Here is a 19085-nt window from a genome sequence, read left to right on the forward strand (position 1 = left end):
AGGATGAATCCTATGGAAAATATTGATTTTAACAAATATGAGACACTGAAAAGTAATTCTTATATAAGACATCTAGGAAGAGTTACAAGAGTAGTAGGATTGACTATTGAGTCATTAGGTCCAAAGGTTCGGATGGGAGGATTATGTCTTATCCATTCAGGCATTGATAAAGCATCTGTTTTAGCAGAAGTAGTTGGATTTAAAGAAAATAGAATATTACTTATGCCTTTAGGCGACTTAGAAGGTGTTGGATTAGGAAGTACAGTTGAAGCTCTTGGACAAACTCTTACAGTAACAGTTGGTGATAAGCTTTTAGGTAGAGTGTTAGATGGGCTAGGAAACCCTATTGATGATAAAGAAATGATTTATACTGACACTAATTATAATATACACAGTGAACCTCCAGATCCCCTTAAAAGGAAAAGGATTAAAGAAGTATTACCTATTGGTGTAAAAGCTGTTGATGGTTTACTGACTATAGGTAAAGGTCAACGGGTAGGTATATTTGCAGGAAGTGGTGTTGGTAAGAGTACATTATTAGGTATGATTGCAAGAAACACAAGTGCTGATATTAATGTTATAGCACTAATTGGAGAAAGAGGAAGAGAAGTTAAAGAATTTATTGAGAGGGATTTAGGTGAAGAAGGGCTGAAAAGGTCAGTAGTAGTAGTAGCAACTTCTGATAAACCTGCTCTGGTAAGGCAAAAAGCTGCTAGTACGGCTACAGCAATAGCTGAATATTTTAGAGATAAAGGAAAAGATGTTTTACTAATGATGGACTCATTAACAAGATTTTCTATGGCTCAGAGGGAAATTGGTCTTGCTATAGGGGAACCGCCTGTTAGTAGAGGATATACCCCATCTGTATTTGCTGTAATGCCAAAACTATTAGAAAGAGCGGGGAACTCAGATGTAGGTTCTATTACAGGGCTTTATACAGTGCTGGTTGATGGTGATGATATGAATGAACCAATTACCGATACTGCGAGAGGTATACTTGATGGTCATATTGTATTAACAAGAAAATTAGCATATAAGAATCATTATCCAGCAATTGATATTCTACAAAGTGTTTCAAGAGTTATGTCAGAAGTTGCAGATGATAGGCACAAAGATATGGCAAATCATATGAAGACGGTTCTGGCAACCTATAAAGATGTAGAAGATCTAATAAATATTGGTGCCTATTCTAAAGGTAGTAATGAAGATATTGATTATGCAATTGACAAAATTAAACCAGTTAACAATTACTTAAAACAAAAAACAGAAGATAAGTTTAATTTTGAAGAAGAAATAGATGCAATGGAAAAGATATTTTTAGAAAGTAGTGATAAGTAATGGCTAAATTCCAATTCAGATTACAGAATATATTAAGAGTCAAAGAAAAATTTGAAGATCAAAAGAGGATGGAATTAAGTAATGCTAATCAATTGCTTGAAATAGAAGAAAAAAGATTAACACAGTTAATTAATCTAAGAGATATGAATAACAACCTATATAGAGAAAAGGTTAGCGATAAAATCACAGTAAAAGATATTAGAGATTTTGGAGAAATAAACAGATATTATTCTACTGTAGTTATAGAACAAAATATTACTGTTACTAAGGCAAATAATCAAGTTGAATCAATTAGAGATGAATTAAAAGAAGCATTAATTGAAAAAAAGATGTATGAAAAATTGAAAGAAAATGCTTATGAAGAATATTACAAAGACGAATGTAGAGAAGAACAAAAACATTTAGATGAAATAGTAAGTTATAAGTATAGAAAATAAATAAACTGAAAAACAGTGATATTTTCGCTGTTTCAAAGTAACATACGTTAATAAAGCCATTAAAGTTTTAGTGGACTGAAAGGAATGTACGTTCATGGAAAACGAAAGTATTGAATTTAAAGAAAGTAAATCGGGTTTTGGCAAAATCATAGCAGTACTTATTATATTAATCATAATAATAGGAGGTATATGTGCTGTTATTAAGTTAGATATAGGTAATATAGGAAGTAATTATGCTTATCCGGTTTTAAAGAATATTCCAGTATTAAACAATATATTACCTAATGTAGCAGAGGATGCATTGAGTGATGATACTACAGATGAAAATAGTGATTATGCATTTGAGAATGTTGATGAAGCTGTAGAAAGATTAAAAGTAACAGAAACTCTTTTGAAAGATAAGGAAATAGAAGTAGAAAAGATTTTAGAGGAATTGAAATTAGTACAAGATGAAAACACAAGGTTAAAAGTATTTGAAGAAAATCAAGCAAGTTTTGATGAGAAGAAAAAAGAATTTGATGAATTAGTAGTATTAGGCGAAGGCGTTCCTGATATTAGCCATTTTATTAGTTTTTATAAAGAAATGAAACCAGAGAATGCTGCAAATATATATGCTGAAGCTATTCAAATAGAAAAGTATAACAAAGAGATTATTGATATAGCATTATCCTATGGACAGATGAAGGCTGCTAATGCAGCTGCCATATTAGCGAAGATGACAACAACATCTTCAAAAATGAAAATGGTTGTTCAAATCCTTAATAATATAGATAGTGAACAGCGTGGAGCAATACTCGGTGCTATGGACACAAAAACAGCAGCTAAAATCACTGAATATATGTTTCCCAAAAAGTAATTATTGAGATTTATATTATCTCTAACTAAAGAAAGGAGGCGAAAAAAATGGCTACAATGGTTGTAGGTAAAATGGATTTTTCAGCTGGGGTTAATAATAACGTAAAAACTAATAATAACAAAAGACCAGATGATAATTTCAACAAAATACTTAATCAAAAATCTAATAATCATACTAAACATGATAACTCAGAAAAACCTGTTACCAACGTTAAACCGACAAATAATAATCAGCATAAAATTAAAAAAACAGATAAGCCGGTACAACGTGAAACTAAAAATAAAGTTGATGTTGATGACTTAGAAGCAGAAATTGTTGATAAAGTGACTGAAGAGTTGAATATTACAGAAGATCAATTAAGTAAAATGTTAGCTGAGCTTAATATGACTGTTTTTGATTTGCTGTTGCCAGAGAAACTTAATACTTTTTTAACTGCATTATATAATGTTGAAGATTCACTTGATTTATTGACAGTACCTAATGCAGCTGCTAACATAAAAGAACTAAAAACAGAACTTAGTGAATTAACTAAAGACTGTGAGTTAGAAACAGAAGACATCAAAAAAATAATAGCAGCAATAGAACAAGATAGTGATACAAGACCTAATATTAATCAATCAGCAGAATCAAACAACTCAAATATTTCAGAAGAAGAAGTTACTACAAAAGAACAAGATTTTAACAGTAAACAGAATCAACCACAAATAGATATAACAGATGATAGAACTGATAAAAGTAATACTGTTAAAGATGAAACAAAAGTAGAACCAGTAGGTAATAGTAGCAAAGAGATTTTTGAAAACGTACAGAACGTAAATATAAATCAAGCTGTACAAAAAGTAGAAGTTGTTGACCAAAGTGGAGAGAAACAAGTTATTACATATAACATGAATACTGAAGAAGTGATTGATCAAATAGTGTCTAGTTTTAAAGTTAATTTAACCGATGATGTTAACAAGATGTTCATTCAACTTAGACCAGAACATCTAGGAAGACTTGCTTTTTCACTTACAACACAAGAAGGTGTTGTTACAGCTAATTTCATGGCTGAAAATCCAGCAGTAAAAGAACTGATTGAAGCGAACTTAGCTAATCTTAGGATGTCTCTTCAAGAGCAAGGAATAACAGTGGATAAGTTAGAAGTAGTGGTAAGTGATAACAGTATGTTTAATGAAAACAATAATCCTAACCAGTTTAATAATAATAGTAATAAAAAAAGAAGAGCTGCTAAGATGATGAAAGTTAATAATATTCAAGATGATGAAATCATAGAAGGATTAGCAGAAGATGATGGAAATATATCTTCTGAATTAGAAAATATTAATTCTATCGATTATTCAGTATAAGGAGGTATGTATTATGGCAGATATTTCAGGTACTAACAGTCAAAGTAATGCTGTTAAAGATATTATGGATAAATATGGTATTGATACTTTAAAAACAGATAAGAAGACCAATGACTTAGATAAAGATGCTTTTCTTAATTTATTAGTAACTCAAATGAGATACCAAGATCCACTTAATCCTACACAAGATAAAGATTTCTTGGCTCAAATGGCACAATTTTCAGCTTTAGAACAAATGCAGAACTTAAATACAAGTGCTTCTATGTCAAGAGCATATGAGTTAATGAATAAAGATATTTTCGCTAATGTAGTTAATCCTGTTAACTTGGAAGTAACACCTGTGGCAGGAACTGTTAGAGGAGTATTTATGCAAAACGGTAACGTGTTTCTAAAAGTTGGTGATATTGACGTTCCACTTGATAAGGTTGAAGGTGTATTAGCTCCAATTGATTTAATAGAATTAAGTAAAAAAGTAGAAGAAATTAGTAAAGATATTTCTAAATTACAAGAGAAATATGCTCCAGGAGAAGTAGATGAGGATTCAGATGAAGATGATTCTGAAGGTGTTGACGAACCTGAAGAAACTAATTAGATGCTAGTAGGTGAATGACATGAAGATCAATCCTTCTATGTATAATGTTTCAACTAATAAGATAAAAGTTACTAAAAATCAAATTAAAATTAATAGTAATGTTAATTCCAAAGTTGATAATTTTAGTAAGGTTTTACAAGAGAAATTAAATAAAACTGATGAGCTGAATTTTTCCAAGCATGCTAACATGCGTCTTAGTTCAAGGAAAATTAAATTTTCAGATGAACAATTAGATAGAATTAACAAAGGAATAGATCAGGCAAAGCAAAAAGGGATTAAAGATTCATTGGTTATTATTGATGATGTTGCATTAGTTGTAAATATTGAAAACAAGATAGTTGTTACAGCTATGGAAAAATCAGAACAAGATAACAAAGTTTTTACAAATATTGATGGTGCTGTCATTATATAAACTGGACCTCATAGAGGGGGTTTTAATCTCTGACTGACAGATGAGATTATATGACTGCACAGAAAAGGAGGTTGTTAATATGATGCGTTCTATGTATTCTGGTGTTTCTGGATTAAGAATACACCAAACTAGAATGGATGTTATAGGTAATAATATTGCAAATGTTAATACAACAGGTTTTAAGTCAGGAAGAGTAACTTTTAATGAAATATTTAGTCAAACTTTACAAGGTGCAAGTGGGGCTAGTGATTCTATAGGTGGTCGAAATCCAATGCAGGTAGGACTTGGTGCTAATATATCATCTATTGATACATTAATGACTGAAGGTGCTGCACAGAGAACTGATAATCCACTTGATATGAAGATTGAGGGTGATGGATTCTTTATTCTAAACAGTGCAGGTGGTTTTAAATTTTCTAGAGCAGGAGCTTTTAGATTGGATGAAGTAGGTAATTTAGTTAACCCAGAAGGATTAAATGTTATGGGATGGCAACCAGATGCACAGGGTAATATTGTAAAAGAAAAAGTATCTAAGATACAAATTCTTAAACCTGATAATGTTTATTCACAACCTACTATGACTAGTAAAGCACATTTTGCTGGAAATATAGATAAAAACGATAATAATTTATCAAAAGATGGAATTTCTATATCTTTTAATATTTTTGATAGTATGGGATATAAGTATACTGTTGATGCTAAAATAAAGCCAGTTACAAAAGCTCAACCTTCGGATCCTGATCAATATCAAGTAGTAATTGATAAAGATACAGGTATAAAAGATGAAAAGGGAAATTTTATTACCTGTGATGCAATCGCTACTCCTAATGATATCATACAATTTGATTCAAATGGTAATTTAGATGCTGCAATTACAAAAAATATAATAATTTCTGGTATTGGTAGTAAAATTCCTGCAGATTTTGTACCAATAGAAATTGATTTAACAGGTTTAACTCAATTTGGTGGAAAAACAACAGCAGAAGGTGTTGCTGGAGATACAGATGGTCTTGATTCCGGAAATCCAGCAGGTGTTATATCTGGTTTCGATATAGGACCAGATGGTAAAATTCTTGGTAAATATACTAATTCTCAGACTAAACTATTAGGCCAAGTTGCTGTAGCAAAATTCCAAAATCCAGCAGGACTTCAAAAAGCAGGAAATAATCTTTTTGAAGTAACTAATAACTCAGGTGAATTTGATGGTATTGGTGCTGACCCTACAGCAGATGGAGGCAGTCTTAACGGTGGAGTTCTAGAAATGTCCAACGTAGATTTATCTAGAGAATTTACTGATATGATTACTACTCAGAGAGGATTTCAAGCCAATTCTAGAATAATAACTACTTCAGATGAAATGCTTCAAGAGCTTGTTAACCTTAAACGATAACATTATTTAATAAATAACTAATAATTAGTGGCTGGTTAAGCACTAGCCACTAATAAAAATTATTCGAAGGTGATAATATGATATATGTTACAAAGCTTAATAGCGAGGAAATAGTTATTAATTCTGACTTAATCGAAGTCATAGAGGAAACGCCTAATACTATAATAACTCTGACAACCGGTAAAAAAATCATACTAAAGGATTCATCTAAAGAGATTATAGATAAGGTTATTAAATATAAAAGAAAAATTGGTATAGAGATTCAATAACCAATTATTCATAGATGCTTATTATTACTTTAGTAGGTTGTTATATATTAAACTAATCTATAACCTTACTTAGTATAGAATAAATAGGCAATTAAGTTTCTATATTAAATGGGTAAAAAGTATTGCCTATTAACAAGAATCATTAAAGTGAGGTGAAAACGTTGGATTTAGCTACTATTGGAGGTTTGGTCGCAGGTATTTTCTTTATTATCAGTTCAATACTTATGAAAGGTTCTTTAATGAGTTTTGCTGATGCAGCTTCTGTAATGATTACTATTGGTGGAGCATTTGCAGCGACTTTAATATCTTATCCTCTTTCTGATTTTATTAAATCCATCAAAGCTGCGTCATTAGTATTTAAGAGTAAACAGCTTAATGAAGGAGATATAATTAAGAAAATTATAGAATTATCTAATATCGCTAGAAAAGAAGGATTACTTGCGTTAGAAGAAGCTGCAGAATCTATTGATGATGAATTTATGAAAAAAGGGATTCTACTGATTGTTGATGGAACTGACCCTGAATTAGTAAGAAACATACTTGAAACAGAGTTGGTATTCATTGAAGGAAGACATAAAAATGTTCAAAGCTTTTGGGAAAAAGTTGGAGAATTTGGTCCTGCTTGGGGTATGATAGGTACATTAATTGGACTTATTGCTATGTTAAAAACGATGAATGATCCAAGTACGATTGGTGGAAATATGTCAGTTGCTTTGATAACTACATTGTATGGTTCTCTATTAGCCAATTTTATTGCGTTACCTTTTGCAAATAAAATGAAAGTTATAAGTGAATCAGAAATATTATTAAAAGAAGTTTCAATAGAAGGATTACTTTCTATTCAAGCAGGTGAAAACCCTCGAGTAATCGAAGAAAAACTTAAAGCATTCTTGGCACCTAGCTTAAGAAATGAAATAAGTAAAGACCAAGATGGTGAAGAGGGTGAAACTAATGGGTAGAAAAAGAAAAGCAGATGAAACCAAATCTGGTTCGCCAGCTTGGATGAGTACATATGGAGATTTAGTAACACTATTACTTTGCTTTTTTGTTTTGCTTTTTTCAATGTCAAGCATAGATGTAGCCAAATTTAAAGCTGCAATGAGCTCTTTTAGAAATCAGATAGATATTATGCCTGGTGGTACTTCACTTACAGATGATGAATTAATATCTAATGGTATAAGTCAAGTTAACGGTCTTGAGACCATATTTGACAATAAAATACCTTTAGAAGAAGAAGGTGAAGAAGATGCAGACCTTACAAAGAGTAAATTGGAGCAAGCAAAAAAAGATGCAGAAGATATTAATGAATATTTAAAAAAAGAAGGATATGAAAACGAAGTTGAAGTAGAGTACAATTCAAATATTATTAAACTTACGATTGAAGGTGAAATATTATTTGAAAGTGGTCATGCTGAATTAACATCTGATGCTATTAAACTAGTAGATGTTATATCTGTAAAAGTAAAAGAACTATTGGCAGATAAAACTATACAAATAGAAGGTCATACGGATAATAGACCAATCAATACTGTTAGATATCCTAGTAACTGGGAATTATCCCAAGCTAGAGCCATAGCGGTTGGGTATAGATTGATAAAAGAACATAGTATTGATCCTTCTAAAATTGCCGCTACAGGTTACGGAGAATACCGTCCATTAACTGACAATAGTACACCTGAAGGGCGTGCTATAAATAGGCGAGTAGAAATTAAGCTTGTTAGTGAAGAGTATAAAAATATTGATGAGCTTAACGAAGTAGAAGAAGTAGAATAGAGGTGAACTAATGGCAAAGGAAAAGAAAGTTAAAGTGAAAAGTGAAAAGGATAATGGTAATGGTAAATTAGTACTAATGATTGGAGTAATTTTAATTGTTTGCTCAGTAATTTTATTAGGTATTTCAGTATTTATTTTGAAACCTACAGGGAATTCTGATAAAGTAGAACAAGTAATAGATCCTGAAAAGATACCTCTAAGTCAAATAGAAAGTTATGAAACAGAAAATATAGTGGTCATATTACCTTCGATTGATAATCCTGATAAACGAATGAGTTTTACTTTCTATGTAGGTTTTGCGCTAGATAAAAAAAGCAAAGAATTAGATGATACAAAAACTCTACTAGAAGAAAGCAAAGGTATCATAAAATCTAGAATTTCAAAATTATTAACCACTAAGTATTCTGAAGATATGTTAAAGCAAGATAGCCAACAAATGTTATCAGATGAAATATTTGAAATGATGGAAGAGATATTAGATACAGATGCCCTCGTAGAAGTATATATTAGAGATTTCCTATATAGATAAATTAACTTCATTTATAATTATAGAACAAAAGAGGCGTTGCCTCGTTCCGCAAGATAAAAAGGATTATTAACACTTACTGTAGGAGGTGAGGATATGGGTGAAGTCTTATCTCAACACGAAATTGATGATTTGTTGAATGCATTAAATACTGGTGAATTAGACGTAGACGAATATCGTTCTAATGCTAATGAAAAACAAATTAAAGATTATGATTTTGCTAGACCATCAAAGTTTTCAAAGGAACAGCTAAGAACATTAGAAATAATTTTTGAACATTATGCAAGACTAATTTCTACGACTTTACCTGCATACTTAAGAACTGCGACACAAGTGGATGTAGTAAATTCTGAAGCAATTTCGTATTCTGAGTTTGCAAATGCATTATCAAATCCTATATTGTTAGGAGTTGTTGACTTTTCGCCGTTAAAGGGGTCATTTGTTGTTGATTTATCAGTAAATATAGGGTATGCTATTATTGATAGATTGCTAGGTGGAAAGGGAGAAACACTTGATAGAGAGAGAGATTTTTCAGAGATAGAAGTACTATTAATTGAAAAAATATTAGTTATTTGTATACAGAACATGAGAGAGCCGTGGAAAAACGTTGTGGAGTTATCTCCTAGGTTGGAGAAGATAGAAACTAATTCACAATTTGCTCAGGTAATATCTCCGACTGATGTAGTTGCTCTTATTACATTAAGTATGAAAATAGGTCCAGTAGAAGGTTTGATGAATTTCTGTATTCCTTATTTATGTTTAGAACCGATTATGGACAAGTTAAACACGAAATATTGGTTCTCGACTATACAAAGCACCAATGAAGAATTATATAAAGAAATCATTGAGCATCAAATAGATAATGTTAAGATACCAATAAAAACAGTTCTTGGTAGATCTAATATTTCAGTGAATGATTTTGTTAATCTTCAAAAAGGGGATATTATTAAACTTTCAGATAAAGTAGATTCTGAAATGGATGTCTACGTAGGAAATATTAAAAAGTTCAAAGGAAAACCTGGTATTTTTAATAATAAAAATGCTATTAAAATAACTTCTATAATTAGGGAGGAGGAATAAGCAATGGATGAAATGTTATCTCAAGAAGAAATAAATGCCCTTTTACAGGGATTAGATGATACAAGTAGCAGTAGTGAAGAAACTGAACAACTAAATGATACTGAAAAAGATGCAATTGGAGAAATATCAAACATAAGTATGGGTACTGCTGCAACAACATTATTTTCTTTAGTTAATCAAAAGGTAGTAATTACTACACCAACAGTTTCAGTATGTAAATGGAAAAATTTAGCTAAAGATTTTGTTAAGCCATGTGTTGCTATTCAAATTGTATATAAAGAAGGTTTAGAAGGAACTAATTTATTAATGCTTCACGAGGATGATGTGAAAATTATTGCTGATTTAATGATGGGTGGAGAAGGTATTAGTACTGAGGCACCATTGTCAGATCTTCACCTCAGTGCAATAAGCGAAGCGATGAATCAGATGATAGGTTCAGCAGCAACTTCAATGTCTTCTATGTTTGGAAAGAAAATAGATATTAATCCTCCTTCATCAAATATTGTGGATTTTAATGTAGAAGAATCAGAAGAATTCGCTGAATTTCTTAATAAAGAGTTTCTTAAGGTATCATTTAAGATGCAAATAGGTGATTTGGTTGATAGTGAAATGATGCAGTTATATCCAATGGAATTTGCAAAAGATATATATGACAATTTTATGGCTTGTCAAGAAGTAGCGGCAGAAGAAGAAAAGATTGAAGAAAAAATACCAGAAGAAAAACCTGTTGAAACTACTCCTAACAAGCAAATGCCTAATCAAAGAATGCAAATGCCTAACCAGATGGGTGGATATAATAATATGTATAATCAGGGTTCAGATAATCAATTTAGAAATATTGATGTACAGCAGGCTCAATTCCAGGATTTTGATATTAATGCTGTAATGCAACAAAAAGAAAATATTGATTTAATAATGGACGTACCATTAGAGGTTACTGTAGAGCTAGGAAGAACTAGCAAACCAATTAAAGAAATACTAGAATTTGCACCTGGAACAATAATTGAGCTAAAAAAACTAGCTGGTGAACCAATTGATGTATTAGTCAATGGAAAAAATGTTGCAAAAGGCGAAGTAGTTGTTATTGATGAAAACTTTGGTATAAGAATTACTGATATTATTAAAAACAACCAGCAAGGCCTAATTAATTAATATTATTAAGAGGAGAGATTTCTATGGGAAAGAATATTTTAATCGTTGATGACGCAGCTTTTATGAGGATGATGATAAAGGACATTTTAACCAAAAATGGATATAATGTTGTTGGCGAAGCAGAGAATGGAATGAAGGCTGTTGAAAAATATAATGAATTTAAACCTGATTTAGTAATTATGGATATTACAATGCCAGAGATGGATGGTATTGAAGCAGTTAAAACTATAAAAGGAAATGATAGCAATGCTGTAATAATTATGTGTTCTGCAATGGGACAACAAGCTATGGTAATTGAATCTATACAAGCTGGAGCTAAAGATTTCATTGTAAAGCCTTTCCAAGCCGAGCGAGTTATTGAAGCTGTTTCAAAAGTTATAGGATAGTCATATGACTACATATTATTTGTATTCAGGACAAAGTGAATGGTGGCAAGTTATAGTTTTATTAGTTTTATTTATTTTAGTATTAGTTGGAACTTATTATGTAACAAAGTTATTTGGAAAATTTCAGATTAAGAAAGGGTCTAGCCAAAATATACATCAGCTTGAGTCTATTTCAGTTGGACCTCAAAAGTTCATTCAATTAATAAAAATTGGTGACGAATATATCTTGATAGGTATTACTAAAGATAAGATTACATTTCTTAAAGAGATAGATAAAGATAATATTGATTTAAGTAAATATAAAAAAGAGAAGATTGCTCAAGTTACTCCATTCAATAAGCAACTTGAGAAATTTCTAGGTAAGAAATAAAATGTACATAATGGAGTAGATTAATGAGGCATATTAAATTAAAACACATAAAATGGTTATCAAAAATTATTTTTTTAGTAAGCATTATATATATTGTTACTTTTTTTAACAATACTAAAGTATTTGCGACTACTACAGATAGTCCAATTCCTTTTTCTATTGATTTTAATGTTAGTGCAGCAGAAAATGGAAAAGATGTCGTTAGTAGCTTACAAATTCTATTTATATTAACTTTAATTGCATTAGCACCTTCTATTTTAGTAATGATGACATCATTTACTAGAATAATTGTTGTTTTACACTTTGTACGATCGGCACTTGCTACTCAACAAACACCACCTAATCAAGTATTGATAGGGTTAGCATTATTTATTACATTATTCGTTATGGCACCAGTAATAACGGATGTTAATGAAACCGCATTACAACCCTATTCTGCGGGAGAGATCTCGCAAGATGAAGCTATTAAAAAAGGGTTGGAGCCAATAAGGAAATTTATGCTTAACCAAGTAAATGATAAAGATCTTGCACTATTTTTAGATATTGCAGAGCGTAGAAGTGTTACTGAAATCGAAGATATTCCAACAAGCGTTCTAATTCCTGCTTTTATTATTAGTGAACTAAGAGCTGCTTTTATTATTGGATTTTTAATATATATACCGTTTATAGTTATAGATATGGTTGTTGCATCAACTCTGATGTCCATGGGAATGATGATGCTTCCTCCAGTTATGATTTCACTACCCTTTAAATTATTACTTTTTATACTTGCAGATGGATGGAATTTAATTATTAGTGAATTAGTTAAAACCATTAGACTATGATGAATGTTTTTGTTGTAATATTGAAAGGATGGTTGTAGTATGAACCAAGATATGATCATAGATGTGGCTAGAGAGGCTTTATTAACCGTTATAAGTGTGGCAGGTCCCTTACTATTATTGGCTTTGACAGTAGGATTATTAGTAAGTATATTTCAAACTGTTACATCTATACAAGAGCCTACACTAGCTTTTGTACCTAAAATATTAGCTGTTTTTCTTGGATTGGTTTTATTTGGACCTTGGATGCTTAATAAACTTTTAACGCTAATCACAAGTTTATACTCTAAGTTTGGTTCATTTATAATTAATTAGGAGATGTGATATGGAGTTACTATTAAACGATCCTTTTACATATTTAGATGTTTTTTTACTTATATTTGTTAGAATGATAAGTTTTTTTATATCAGTGCCTTTGTTTGGTATTAAAAACATTCCCAAGACGGCAAAGATTACAATGGCATTTTTTATGGCTGTTATAATTATAAATCTAAGCCCTTTGGAAATAGATGTTACAAGTGCTAGTGTTGTACCTTATGCGCTATTGGTTGTTAAAGAATTCATAGTTGGATGGCTTATTGGTTTTGGTGCCTATTTGGCTTTTTCTATTATAACACTAGCTGGACAATTAATTGATTACCAAATTGGATTTACAATGGTTAATGTTTTTGACCCATTAAGCCAAATTCAGTTAACTATTACAGGTAATCTATATTATTACTTATTATTATTAATGATGTTAGCAACAAATACACATTTTTTTCTGATAAAAGCTTTAACAGAAAGTTTTAAATGGATACCTCTAGGAAAAGCGGTATTTAGACCTACGTTATATACATCTGTTTTATCATTTTTTACAGAGTATTTTGTAATAGCTCTAAAAATAGCTGCTCCTATGATTGGTGTTATGCTTATAATTAATGTAGTGCTAGGGATATTGGCTAGGGCTACACCACAAATGAATATGTTTGTTATCGGACTTCCACTTAAGTTAATGGTAGGATTAGTTGTTCTATTAATTACATTATCTGTATTTCCAAATATAAGCGAATGGATATTTAATAAGATGTTAAGCTTTGTTGATTTAATTATAAAAGGAATGAGTTAATAAGATGAAATCCTATTTTCTAGAAAAAAAAGTGATTATAACTTATAATCTTCAATTTTTTGCTGGAAGTAATGATGGCGGAGAAAAAACTGAAAAACCAACAGAACGTAAAAAATCAAAAGCTAGAGAAGAAGGACAAGTTGCAAAAAGCATGGAAGTTACAACTGCACTCATGTTAGTAATAATGTTTTCTGCAATTAAGTTATTTACTCCTTATATATATGAAAAGCTGCTAAATATGTACAGATATATTTACTCTACATTTAAACTAGCTACTGATGAGTTAACTATAAATTTTGTTGCAGGAATAATTAAGTACACTCTTACTGGTATACTAGAAATATTATTTCCTTTTTTTGCTATTGTAGTTGCAATTGGTTTGGTTGGTAATTTTCTTCAAGTTGGATGGAAACCATCAGCAAAAACAATGAAGCCCAAATTCAATAAATTAAGCCCTTTACAAGGGTTTAAGAGACTTTTTTCATTGCGTTCAATTATGGAATTATTAAAGGCATTACTTAAGATAAGCATAATTATAATAATTGTTTATTCTAGCATTAAAGGAAAAGAAGATCTTATACTACTGGTGTATGATTTATCTTTGCTTGATGGATTGAAATTGATGACAGATCTAGCTCTTGATATTGGGATTAAAGTAGGAGCTTATTATATAATTGTTGCTGTAATTGATTATATTTATCAAAGATATTCTTTGGAAAAACAATTAAAGATGACAAAGCAGGAAGTTAAGCAGGAATATAAGGAAACAGAAGGTAATCCAGAAATCAAATCAAAAATTCGTCAAAAAATGCGAGAGGCTTCAATGAAGAGAATGATGCAAGACCTACCTAATGCAGATGTAATTATTACGAATCCAACGCATTTTGCTGTTGCTATTAAATATGATAGTGAGGAATCGTTAGCCCCTGTGGTAATAGCAAAGGGTGTTGATATATTGGCGGCAAAGATTAAAAGTGTAGCTATTGATAATGATATAGAAATTGTTGAAAATAAACCATTAGCCAGAACTTTATATTATACAGTTGACATAGGTGACGCAATACCTGCAGAATTATATCAAACTGTAGCAGAAGTCTTAGCATTTGTTTACAATCTTAAGAAGAATAAGGAGGGCTAGGCATTATGAAGATAAAAGTCGGGGACATCACATTAGGACTATTTGTTATTCTAGCTATTGTTATAATGATAGTGCCAATGAACACTCTCTTCTTAGACATATTAATTACACTCAATATTACATTAGCATTGATTATATTATTTAATGCCTTATTTGCACAAGAAGCGTTAAATATGTCTTCTTTTCCAACAATGTTACTTTTTATTACTATTTATCGTTTATCATTAAACCTGTCTTCAACAAGGTCTATATTGACTAGTGGTAAAGCTGGTAAGGTAATTGAAACATTTGGTAGATTTGTTGGTGGTGATGATATTGTTGTAGGTATAGTTATGTTCATTATATTAATCATCGTTCAATTTTTAGTTATTACAAAGGGTTCAGAGAGAGTATCAGAAGTATCTGCAAGATTTACTTTAGATGCTATGCCTGGTAAACAGATGGCAATAGATGCAGACCTTAATTCTGGACTTATAGATGAAATGCAAGCTAAGGAGAGAAGAACAAAAATTCAAGATGAAGCATCCTTCTATGGAGCAATGGATGGTGCTAGTAAATATGTAAAAGGTGATGCAATAACAGGTTTAATCATTACATTTATTAATATTGTAGGTGGATTGATTATTGGTAGTACTAGAGGAGGACTTAGTCTAAATGAAGCTTTCCAAAAGTATACAATGCTTACAATTGGTGATGGACTTGTAAGTCAAATTCCAGCTCTGCTAATATCTTTGGCTACTGGTATTTTAGTTACAAAAGTTTCCAAAGAAGCCGAAGTCGGAGACCAGATGATGGAACAATTATTTTCACTTCCTAAAGTATTGTATTTTAGTGGAAGTGTATTAGTGTTTTTAGGTCTTTTTACCCCGCTTCCTTTTTTCATAGTTTCTGTAGCAGGTATATTAATAATCATGTCTGCATGGAAAATACAGAACACTATGCAAATTCAAGCAGTTGATCAAGAGATTTCTACTGAGGATATTGAAGCAGAAGAGATTAGAAAGCCAGAGAATGTTGTTTCTTTACTTCAAGTTGACCCTATAGTACTTGAATTCGGTTATGGTATTATACCATTGGCTGATGTAAATCAAGGTGGGGACCTATTAGATAGAGTAGTAATGATTAGACGTCAAATAGCTCTTGAACTTGGAACAATAGTTCCTATCATTAGATTAAGAGACAATATACAATTAAACCCTAATCAGTATATAATTAAGATAAAAGGGACTAAAGTTACTGAAGGGGAAATACTTTTTGACCACTATATGGCAATGAATCCAGGGTTTGTTGAAGAAGAATTAGACGGAATAGAAACTGTAGAACCTGCATTTAATCTGGCAGCTTTATGGATTACAGAAAACCAAAGAGAAAGAGCAGAAACTATTGGATATACAGTAGTTGATCCACCATCAATTATAGCTACTCATTTAACTGAAGTTATTAAGAAACACCTTGATGAACTTATGACAAGACAAGATGTACAGACTCTAATAAATAATGTTAAAGAAAGTAATCCAACATTGGTTGATGAATTAGTACCAAAACTACTTGGCGTAGGTGAAGTACAGAAAGTTCTTATGAACTTACTAAATGAAGGCGTTTCTATAAGGGATTTAGTTACTATCTTTGAGACATTGGCTGATAATGCTATTACTAACAGAGATACTGATATATTAACTGAATATGTTAGACAAAGTTTGAAACGGTCCATATCATCAGCATTTTTTGATGAAAATGAAAGTAATAGTGTAATTACTTTGGACCCAGGTTTAGAACAAAAGATAATGGATAGTGTAAAGAATACAGAACAAGGTACATATTTGGCATTAGATCCAGAGATTACTGCTAAGATATTTACTTCTGTTGAGCAAGAAACTAATAAATTAAGTTCAATAGGTCGTACCCCAATATTATTAACTTCTCCTATTGTAAGAATTTATTTTAGACGTCTAACAGAAGAACAATATCCAGATTTAATTCTATTATCCTATAATGAATTGGATGCTAATGCAGAAATACAATCAGTAGGGATGGTGAGTATTGGTTGAAAATAAGGCAATTTGAAGCAAATACAGAAAAAGAAGCTATGTTGCAGGTAAAAGAAGAGTTTGGTAAAGAGGCTTTAATAGTAAGTGTAAAAAACATTAAGCCAAGAGGAATATTTAAATTATTTAAAAATCCGTGTGTACAAGTTACAGCTGCGCTTGAAGATAAAGAAGCTGCGGCAATAAATGAAAAACAAGTTTTAGACAAAAAATTATTAGAAGCGGAAGAGAATAATGATAACATATATCATTCAAAGTCAATAGAAAATATTGAAGATAAACTTAATAAGCTGGAACAGATTATTAGGAATGGTGAAAAAGAAAATCATCTGATTATAGAAAAAGAACAGGTATCAGAAAAAAATATACCACTGATAAATCTAATTTATAATCAATTAATTAAGAATGAAGTTAATGAAAAAGTTGCTAACAAAATAATGTTCGGTTTGAATGAGTCTTTATCAAAAGGTAGTATTAAGATTAATGATTTAGTTTCAATAATATATAAAAGGATAATAGATGAATTAGGTGAAATTGAAACTGTTGATTTCAATGGTACAGGACCTAAGATTATTACTTTTATTGGTCCAACAGGAGTTGGGAAAACAACAACAATAGCAAAACTTGCATCTTACTTTGCATTAAATAACGATAAGAGCATTGGATTAATAACTGCTGATACATATAGAATTGCTGCAGTTGAACAATTAAGAACTTTTGCAAATATATTGAATATACCTGTTGAAGTGGTTTATAATAATGAAGATATAAAATCTGCTATAAAAAGATTTGAGGATAAAGATTTGATAATCATTGATACAGCAGGTAGGTCTCATAAAAACAGTGAAAAATTAGTAGATATGGAAGAACTATTGAATTTTATTCCTAGGAACGAAGTATATTTAGTATTAAGTGTTACAACTAAATATAAAGATTTAATAAGTATCGCTGAGAGTTATATGAATATAACAGATTTTAAAGTTATCTTTACTAAATTAGACGAGTCAATATGTGTAGGTAATATACTTAATTTTAGGTACAAATTAGGAGTTAAGTTATCCTATGTGGCATTTGGACAAAATGTACCTGATGATATTACAGAAGTTAATCCACATAATATTGCAAAAAGTTTATTAGGGGGACAAGGATAACTATGGATCAAGCTATTAACTTAAGGAATATGATGAGAAAAAAGCAATCATTTAGTAACAGAAGTTCTTCTAAAGTAATAACTGTAACAAGTGGAAAAGGTGGTGTAGGTAAATCTAACGTATCAGTTAACTTAGCAATTAATTTTAAGAAAATGGGTAAAAGAGTCGTTATATTTGATGCTGATTTTGGACTTGCCAACATTGAAGTGATATTTGGGATTATACCTAAGTATAATCTTTTTGACTTGATATATAATGGTATGAGTATAGAAGAAGTCTTGACTTCAGGACCCCTAGGAATTGAATTTATATCAGGTGGATCAGGGGTGCAAGAGTTAATTAATTTATCCAAAGACCAACTTAATTTTTTGAATGAAAAATTATTAGAATTAGACCACCTAGCAGATATTATAATAATTGATACAGGAGCCGGTATATCAGATTCAGTATTAGACTTCATTGTTTCTTCTAACGAGGTGATTTTGGTAACTACTCCAGAACCAACTTCAATAACTGACGCTTATGCTGTATTAAAAGCTCTAAAAAATAGAAAAAGAGAAGATTACAAATCCACAGATATTAACTTGTTAGTTAATAGAGTGTCCAGCGAATCAGAGGGACTAGAAATATATAACAAACTTAATAGGGTAACCAATAAATTTTTAGATATAGAACTAAATAATATAGGATTTTTGCCACAAGATGGGTTTTTAACAAAAGCGGTTATACAACAAAAACCTGTATCCATACTATATCCAAGATCAAAAGTATCTAAAGCTTTTGAAGTTGTATCTAATAACTTATTGAACCATAGCACTTATAAAGCTAAACAAGATGTTGGACTTAGAAGTGTTTTTAATAATTTAATGAAATTTAAAAAGAACTAATAGGGTGA

At 30.7% G+C, this 19085-nt stretch carries 22 protein-coding genes; all 22 read left to right on the plus strand.

All coding sequences use genetic code 11. The features are described from left to right. Positions 1–12: 12 nt before the first annotated feature. The 22 genes from fliI (at position 13) to ACX6CF_RS24690 (ending at position 19077) form a co-directional block, all read left to right on the plus strand. The gene (gene fliI, locus ACX6CF_RS24585; protein WP_458788024.1) at positions 13–1338 is read left to right on the plus strand and encodes a flagellar protein export ATPase FliI; all 1326 of its coding nucleotides are present in this window, start codon (positions 13–15) and stop codon (positions 1336–1338) included. Then, the gene (gene fliJ, locus ACX6CF_RS24590) at positions 1338–1775 is read left to right on the plus strand and encodes a flagellar export protein FliJ (protein ID WP_458788025.1); all 438 of its coding nucleotides are present in this window, start codon (positions 1338–1340) and stop codon (positions 1773–1775) included. The genes fliI and fliJ overlap by 1 nt, the downstream gene beginning before the upstream one ends. Positions 1776–1869: 94 nt before the next feature. After that, on the plus strand, positions 1870–2631 hold the full coding sequence (locus ACX6CF_RS24595) for a MotE family protein (protein ID WP_458788026.1): 762 nt from the start codon (positions 1870–1872) through the stop codon (positions 2629–2631). Positions 2632–2678: 47 nt separating this feature from the next. Then, a complete protein-coding gene (locus ACX6CF_RS24600) occupies positions 2679–3977 on the plus strand; it encodes a flagellar hook-length control protein FliK (protein WP_458788027.1) in 1299 nt (432 codons plus the stop codon). A 13-nt stretch (positions 3978–3990) separates the two neighbouring features. Continuing rightward, complete coding sequence (locus tag ACX6CF_RS24605) at positions 3991–4569, plus strand: flagellar hook capping FlgD N-terminal domain-containing protein (RefSeq protein WP_458788028.1); 579 nt, start codon at positions 3991–3993, stop codon at positions 4567–4569. 19 nt (positions 4570–4588) lie between these two features. Beyond that, entirely contained in the window at positions 4589–4981 is a 393-nt protein-coding gene (locus ACX6CF_RS24610) for a TIGR02530 family flagellar biosynthesis protein (RefSeq protein WP_458788029.1), read from the plus strand. 79 nt (positions 4982–5060) lie between these two features. Beyond that, entirely contained in the window at positions 5061–6371 is a 1311-nt protein-coding gene (locus tag ACX6CF_RS24615) for a flagellar hook protein FlgE (RefSeq protein ID WP_458788030.1), read from the plus strand. A 77-nt stretch (positions 6372–6448) separates the two neighbouring features. Continuing rightward, positions 6449–6640, plus strand: a complete 192-nt coding sequence (locus tag ACX6CF_RS24620; protein ID WP_458788031.1) for a flagellar FlbD family protein — start codon at positions 6449–6451, stop codon at positions 6638–6640. A 152-nt stretch (positions 6641–6792) separates the two neighbouring features. Beyond that, entirely contained in the window at positions 6793–7599 is an 807-nt protein-coding gene (locus ACX6CF_RS24625; protein ID WP_458788032.1) for a motility protein A, read from the plus strand. Next, a complete protein-coding gene (locus tag ACX6CF_RS24630) occupies positions 7592–8413 on the plus strand; it encodes a flagellar motor protein MotB (protein WP_458788033.1) in 822 nt (273 codons plus the stop codon). Before ACX6CF_RS24625 ends, ACX6CF_RS24630 begins: the two co-directional genes overlap by 8 nt. 10 nt (positions 8414–8423) lie before the next feature. Further along, positions 8424–8942, plus strand: a complete 519-nt coding sequence (locus ACX6CF_RS24635; RefSeq protein ID WP_458788034.1) for a flagellar basal body-associated FliL family protein — start codon at positions 8424–8426, stop codon at positions 8940–8942. Between the two features lie 93 nt (positions 8943–9035). Continuing rightward, a complete protein-coding gene (gene fliM / locus ACX6CF_RS24640) occupies positions 9036–10019 on the plus strand; it encodes a flagellar motor switch protein FliM (RefSeq protein ID WP_458788035.1) in 984 nt (327 codons plus the stop codon). 3 nt (positions 10020–10022) lie between these two features. Continuing rightward, the gene (gene fliY / locus ACX6CF_RS24645; RefSeq protein ID WP_458788036.1) at positions 10023–11171 is read left to right on the plus strand and encodes a flagellar motor switch phosphatase FliY; all 1149 of its coding nucleotides are present in this window, start codon (positions 10023–10025) and stop codon (positions 11169–11171) included. A gap of 23 nt (positions 11172–11194) precedes the next feature. Then, complete coding sequence (locus ACX6CF_RS24650) at positions 11195–11557, plus strand: response regulator (RefSeq protein WP_458788037.1); 363 nt, start codon at positions 11195–11197, stop codon at positions 11555–11557. Between the two features lie 4 nt (positions 11558–11561). After that, the gene (fliO, locus tag ACX6CF_RS24655) at positions 11562–11927 is read left to right on the plus strand and encodes a flagellar biosynthetic protein FliO (protein ID WP_458788038.1); all 366 of its coding nucleotides are present in this window, start codon (positions 11562–11564) and stop codon (positions 11925–11927) included. Positions 11928–11950: 23 nt separating this feature from the next. Continuing rightward, positions 11951–12751 (plus strand): flagellar type III secretion system pore protein FliP, encoded by an 801-nt coding sequence (fliP, locus tag ACX6CF_RS24660; protein ID WP_458788039.1) that lies wholly within the window; start codon positions 11951–11953, stop codon positions 12749–12751. Between the two features lie 39 nt (positions 12752–12790). Beyond that, on the plus strand, positions 12791–13063 hold the full coding sequence (fliQ, locus tag ACX6CF_RS24665; RefSeq protein WP_113675203.1) for a flagellar biosynthesis protein FliQ: 273 nt from the start codon (positions 12791–12793) through the stop codon (positions 13061–13063). Between the two features lie 10 nt (positions 13064–13073). Continuing rightward, on the plus strand, positions 13074–13856 hold the full coding sequence (gene fliR / locus ACX6CF_RS24670) for a flagellar biosynthetic protein FliR (RefSeq protein WP_458788040.1): 783 nt from the start codon (positions 13074–13076) through the stop codon (positions 13854–13856). Between the two features lie 4 nt (positions 13857–13860). After that, on the plus strand, positions 13861–14994 hold the full coding sequence (gene flhB / locus ACX6CF_RS24675) for a flagellar biosynthesis protein FlhB (protein WP_458788041.1): 1134 nt from the start codon (positions 13861–13863) through the stop codon (positions 14992–14994). Positions 14995–14999: 5 nt separating this feature from the next. Beyond that, positions 15000–17042, plus strand: coding sequence for a flagellar biosynthesis protein FlhA (gene flhA, locus ACX6CF_RS24680; protein WP_458788042.1), 2043 nt, complete (start codon positions 15000–15002; stop codon positions 17040–17042). Then, positions 17039–18190: a flagellar biosynthesis protein FlhF gene (gene flhF / locus ACX6CF_RS24685; RefSeq protein ID WP_458788043.1), complete on the plus strand. Its 1152-nt coding sequence runs from the start codon at positions 17039–17041 to the stop codon at positions 18188–18190. The genes flhA and flhF overlap by 4 nt, the downstream gene beginning before the upstream one ends. A gap of 2 nt (positions 18191–18192) precedes the next feature. After that, a complete protein-coding gene (locus ACX6CF_RS24690) occupies positions 18193–19077 on the plus strand; it encodes a MinD/ParA family protein (protein WP_458788044.1) in 885 nt (294 codons plus the stop codon). Positions 19078–19085: the final 8 nt, after the last annotated feature.

It is taken from the genome of Vallitalea sediminicola, from assembly GCF_054408565.1.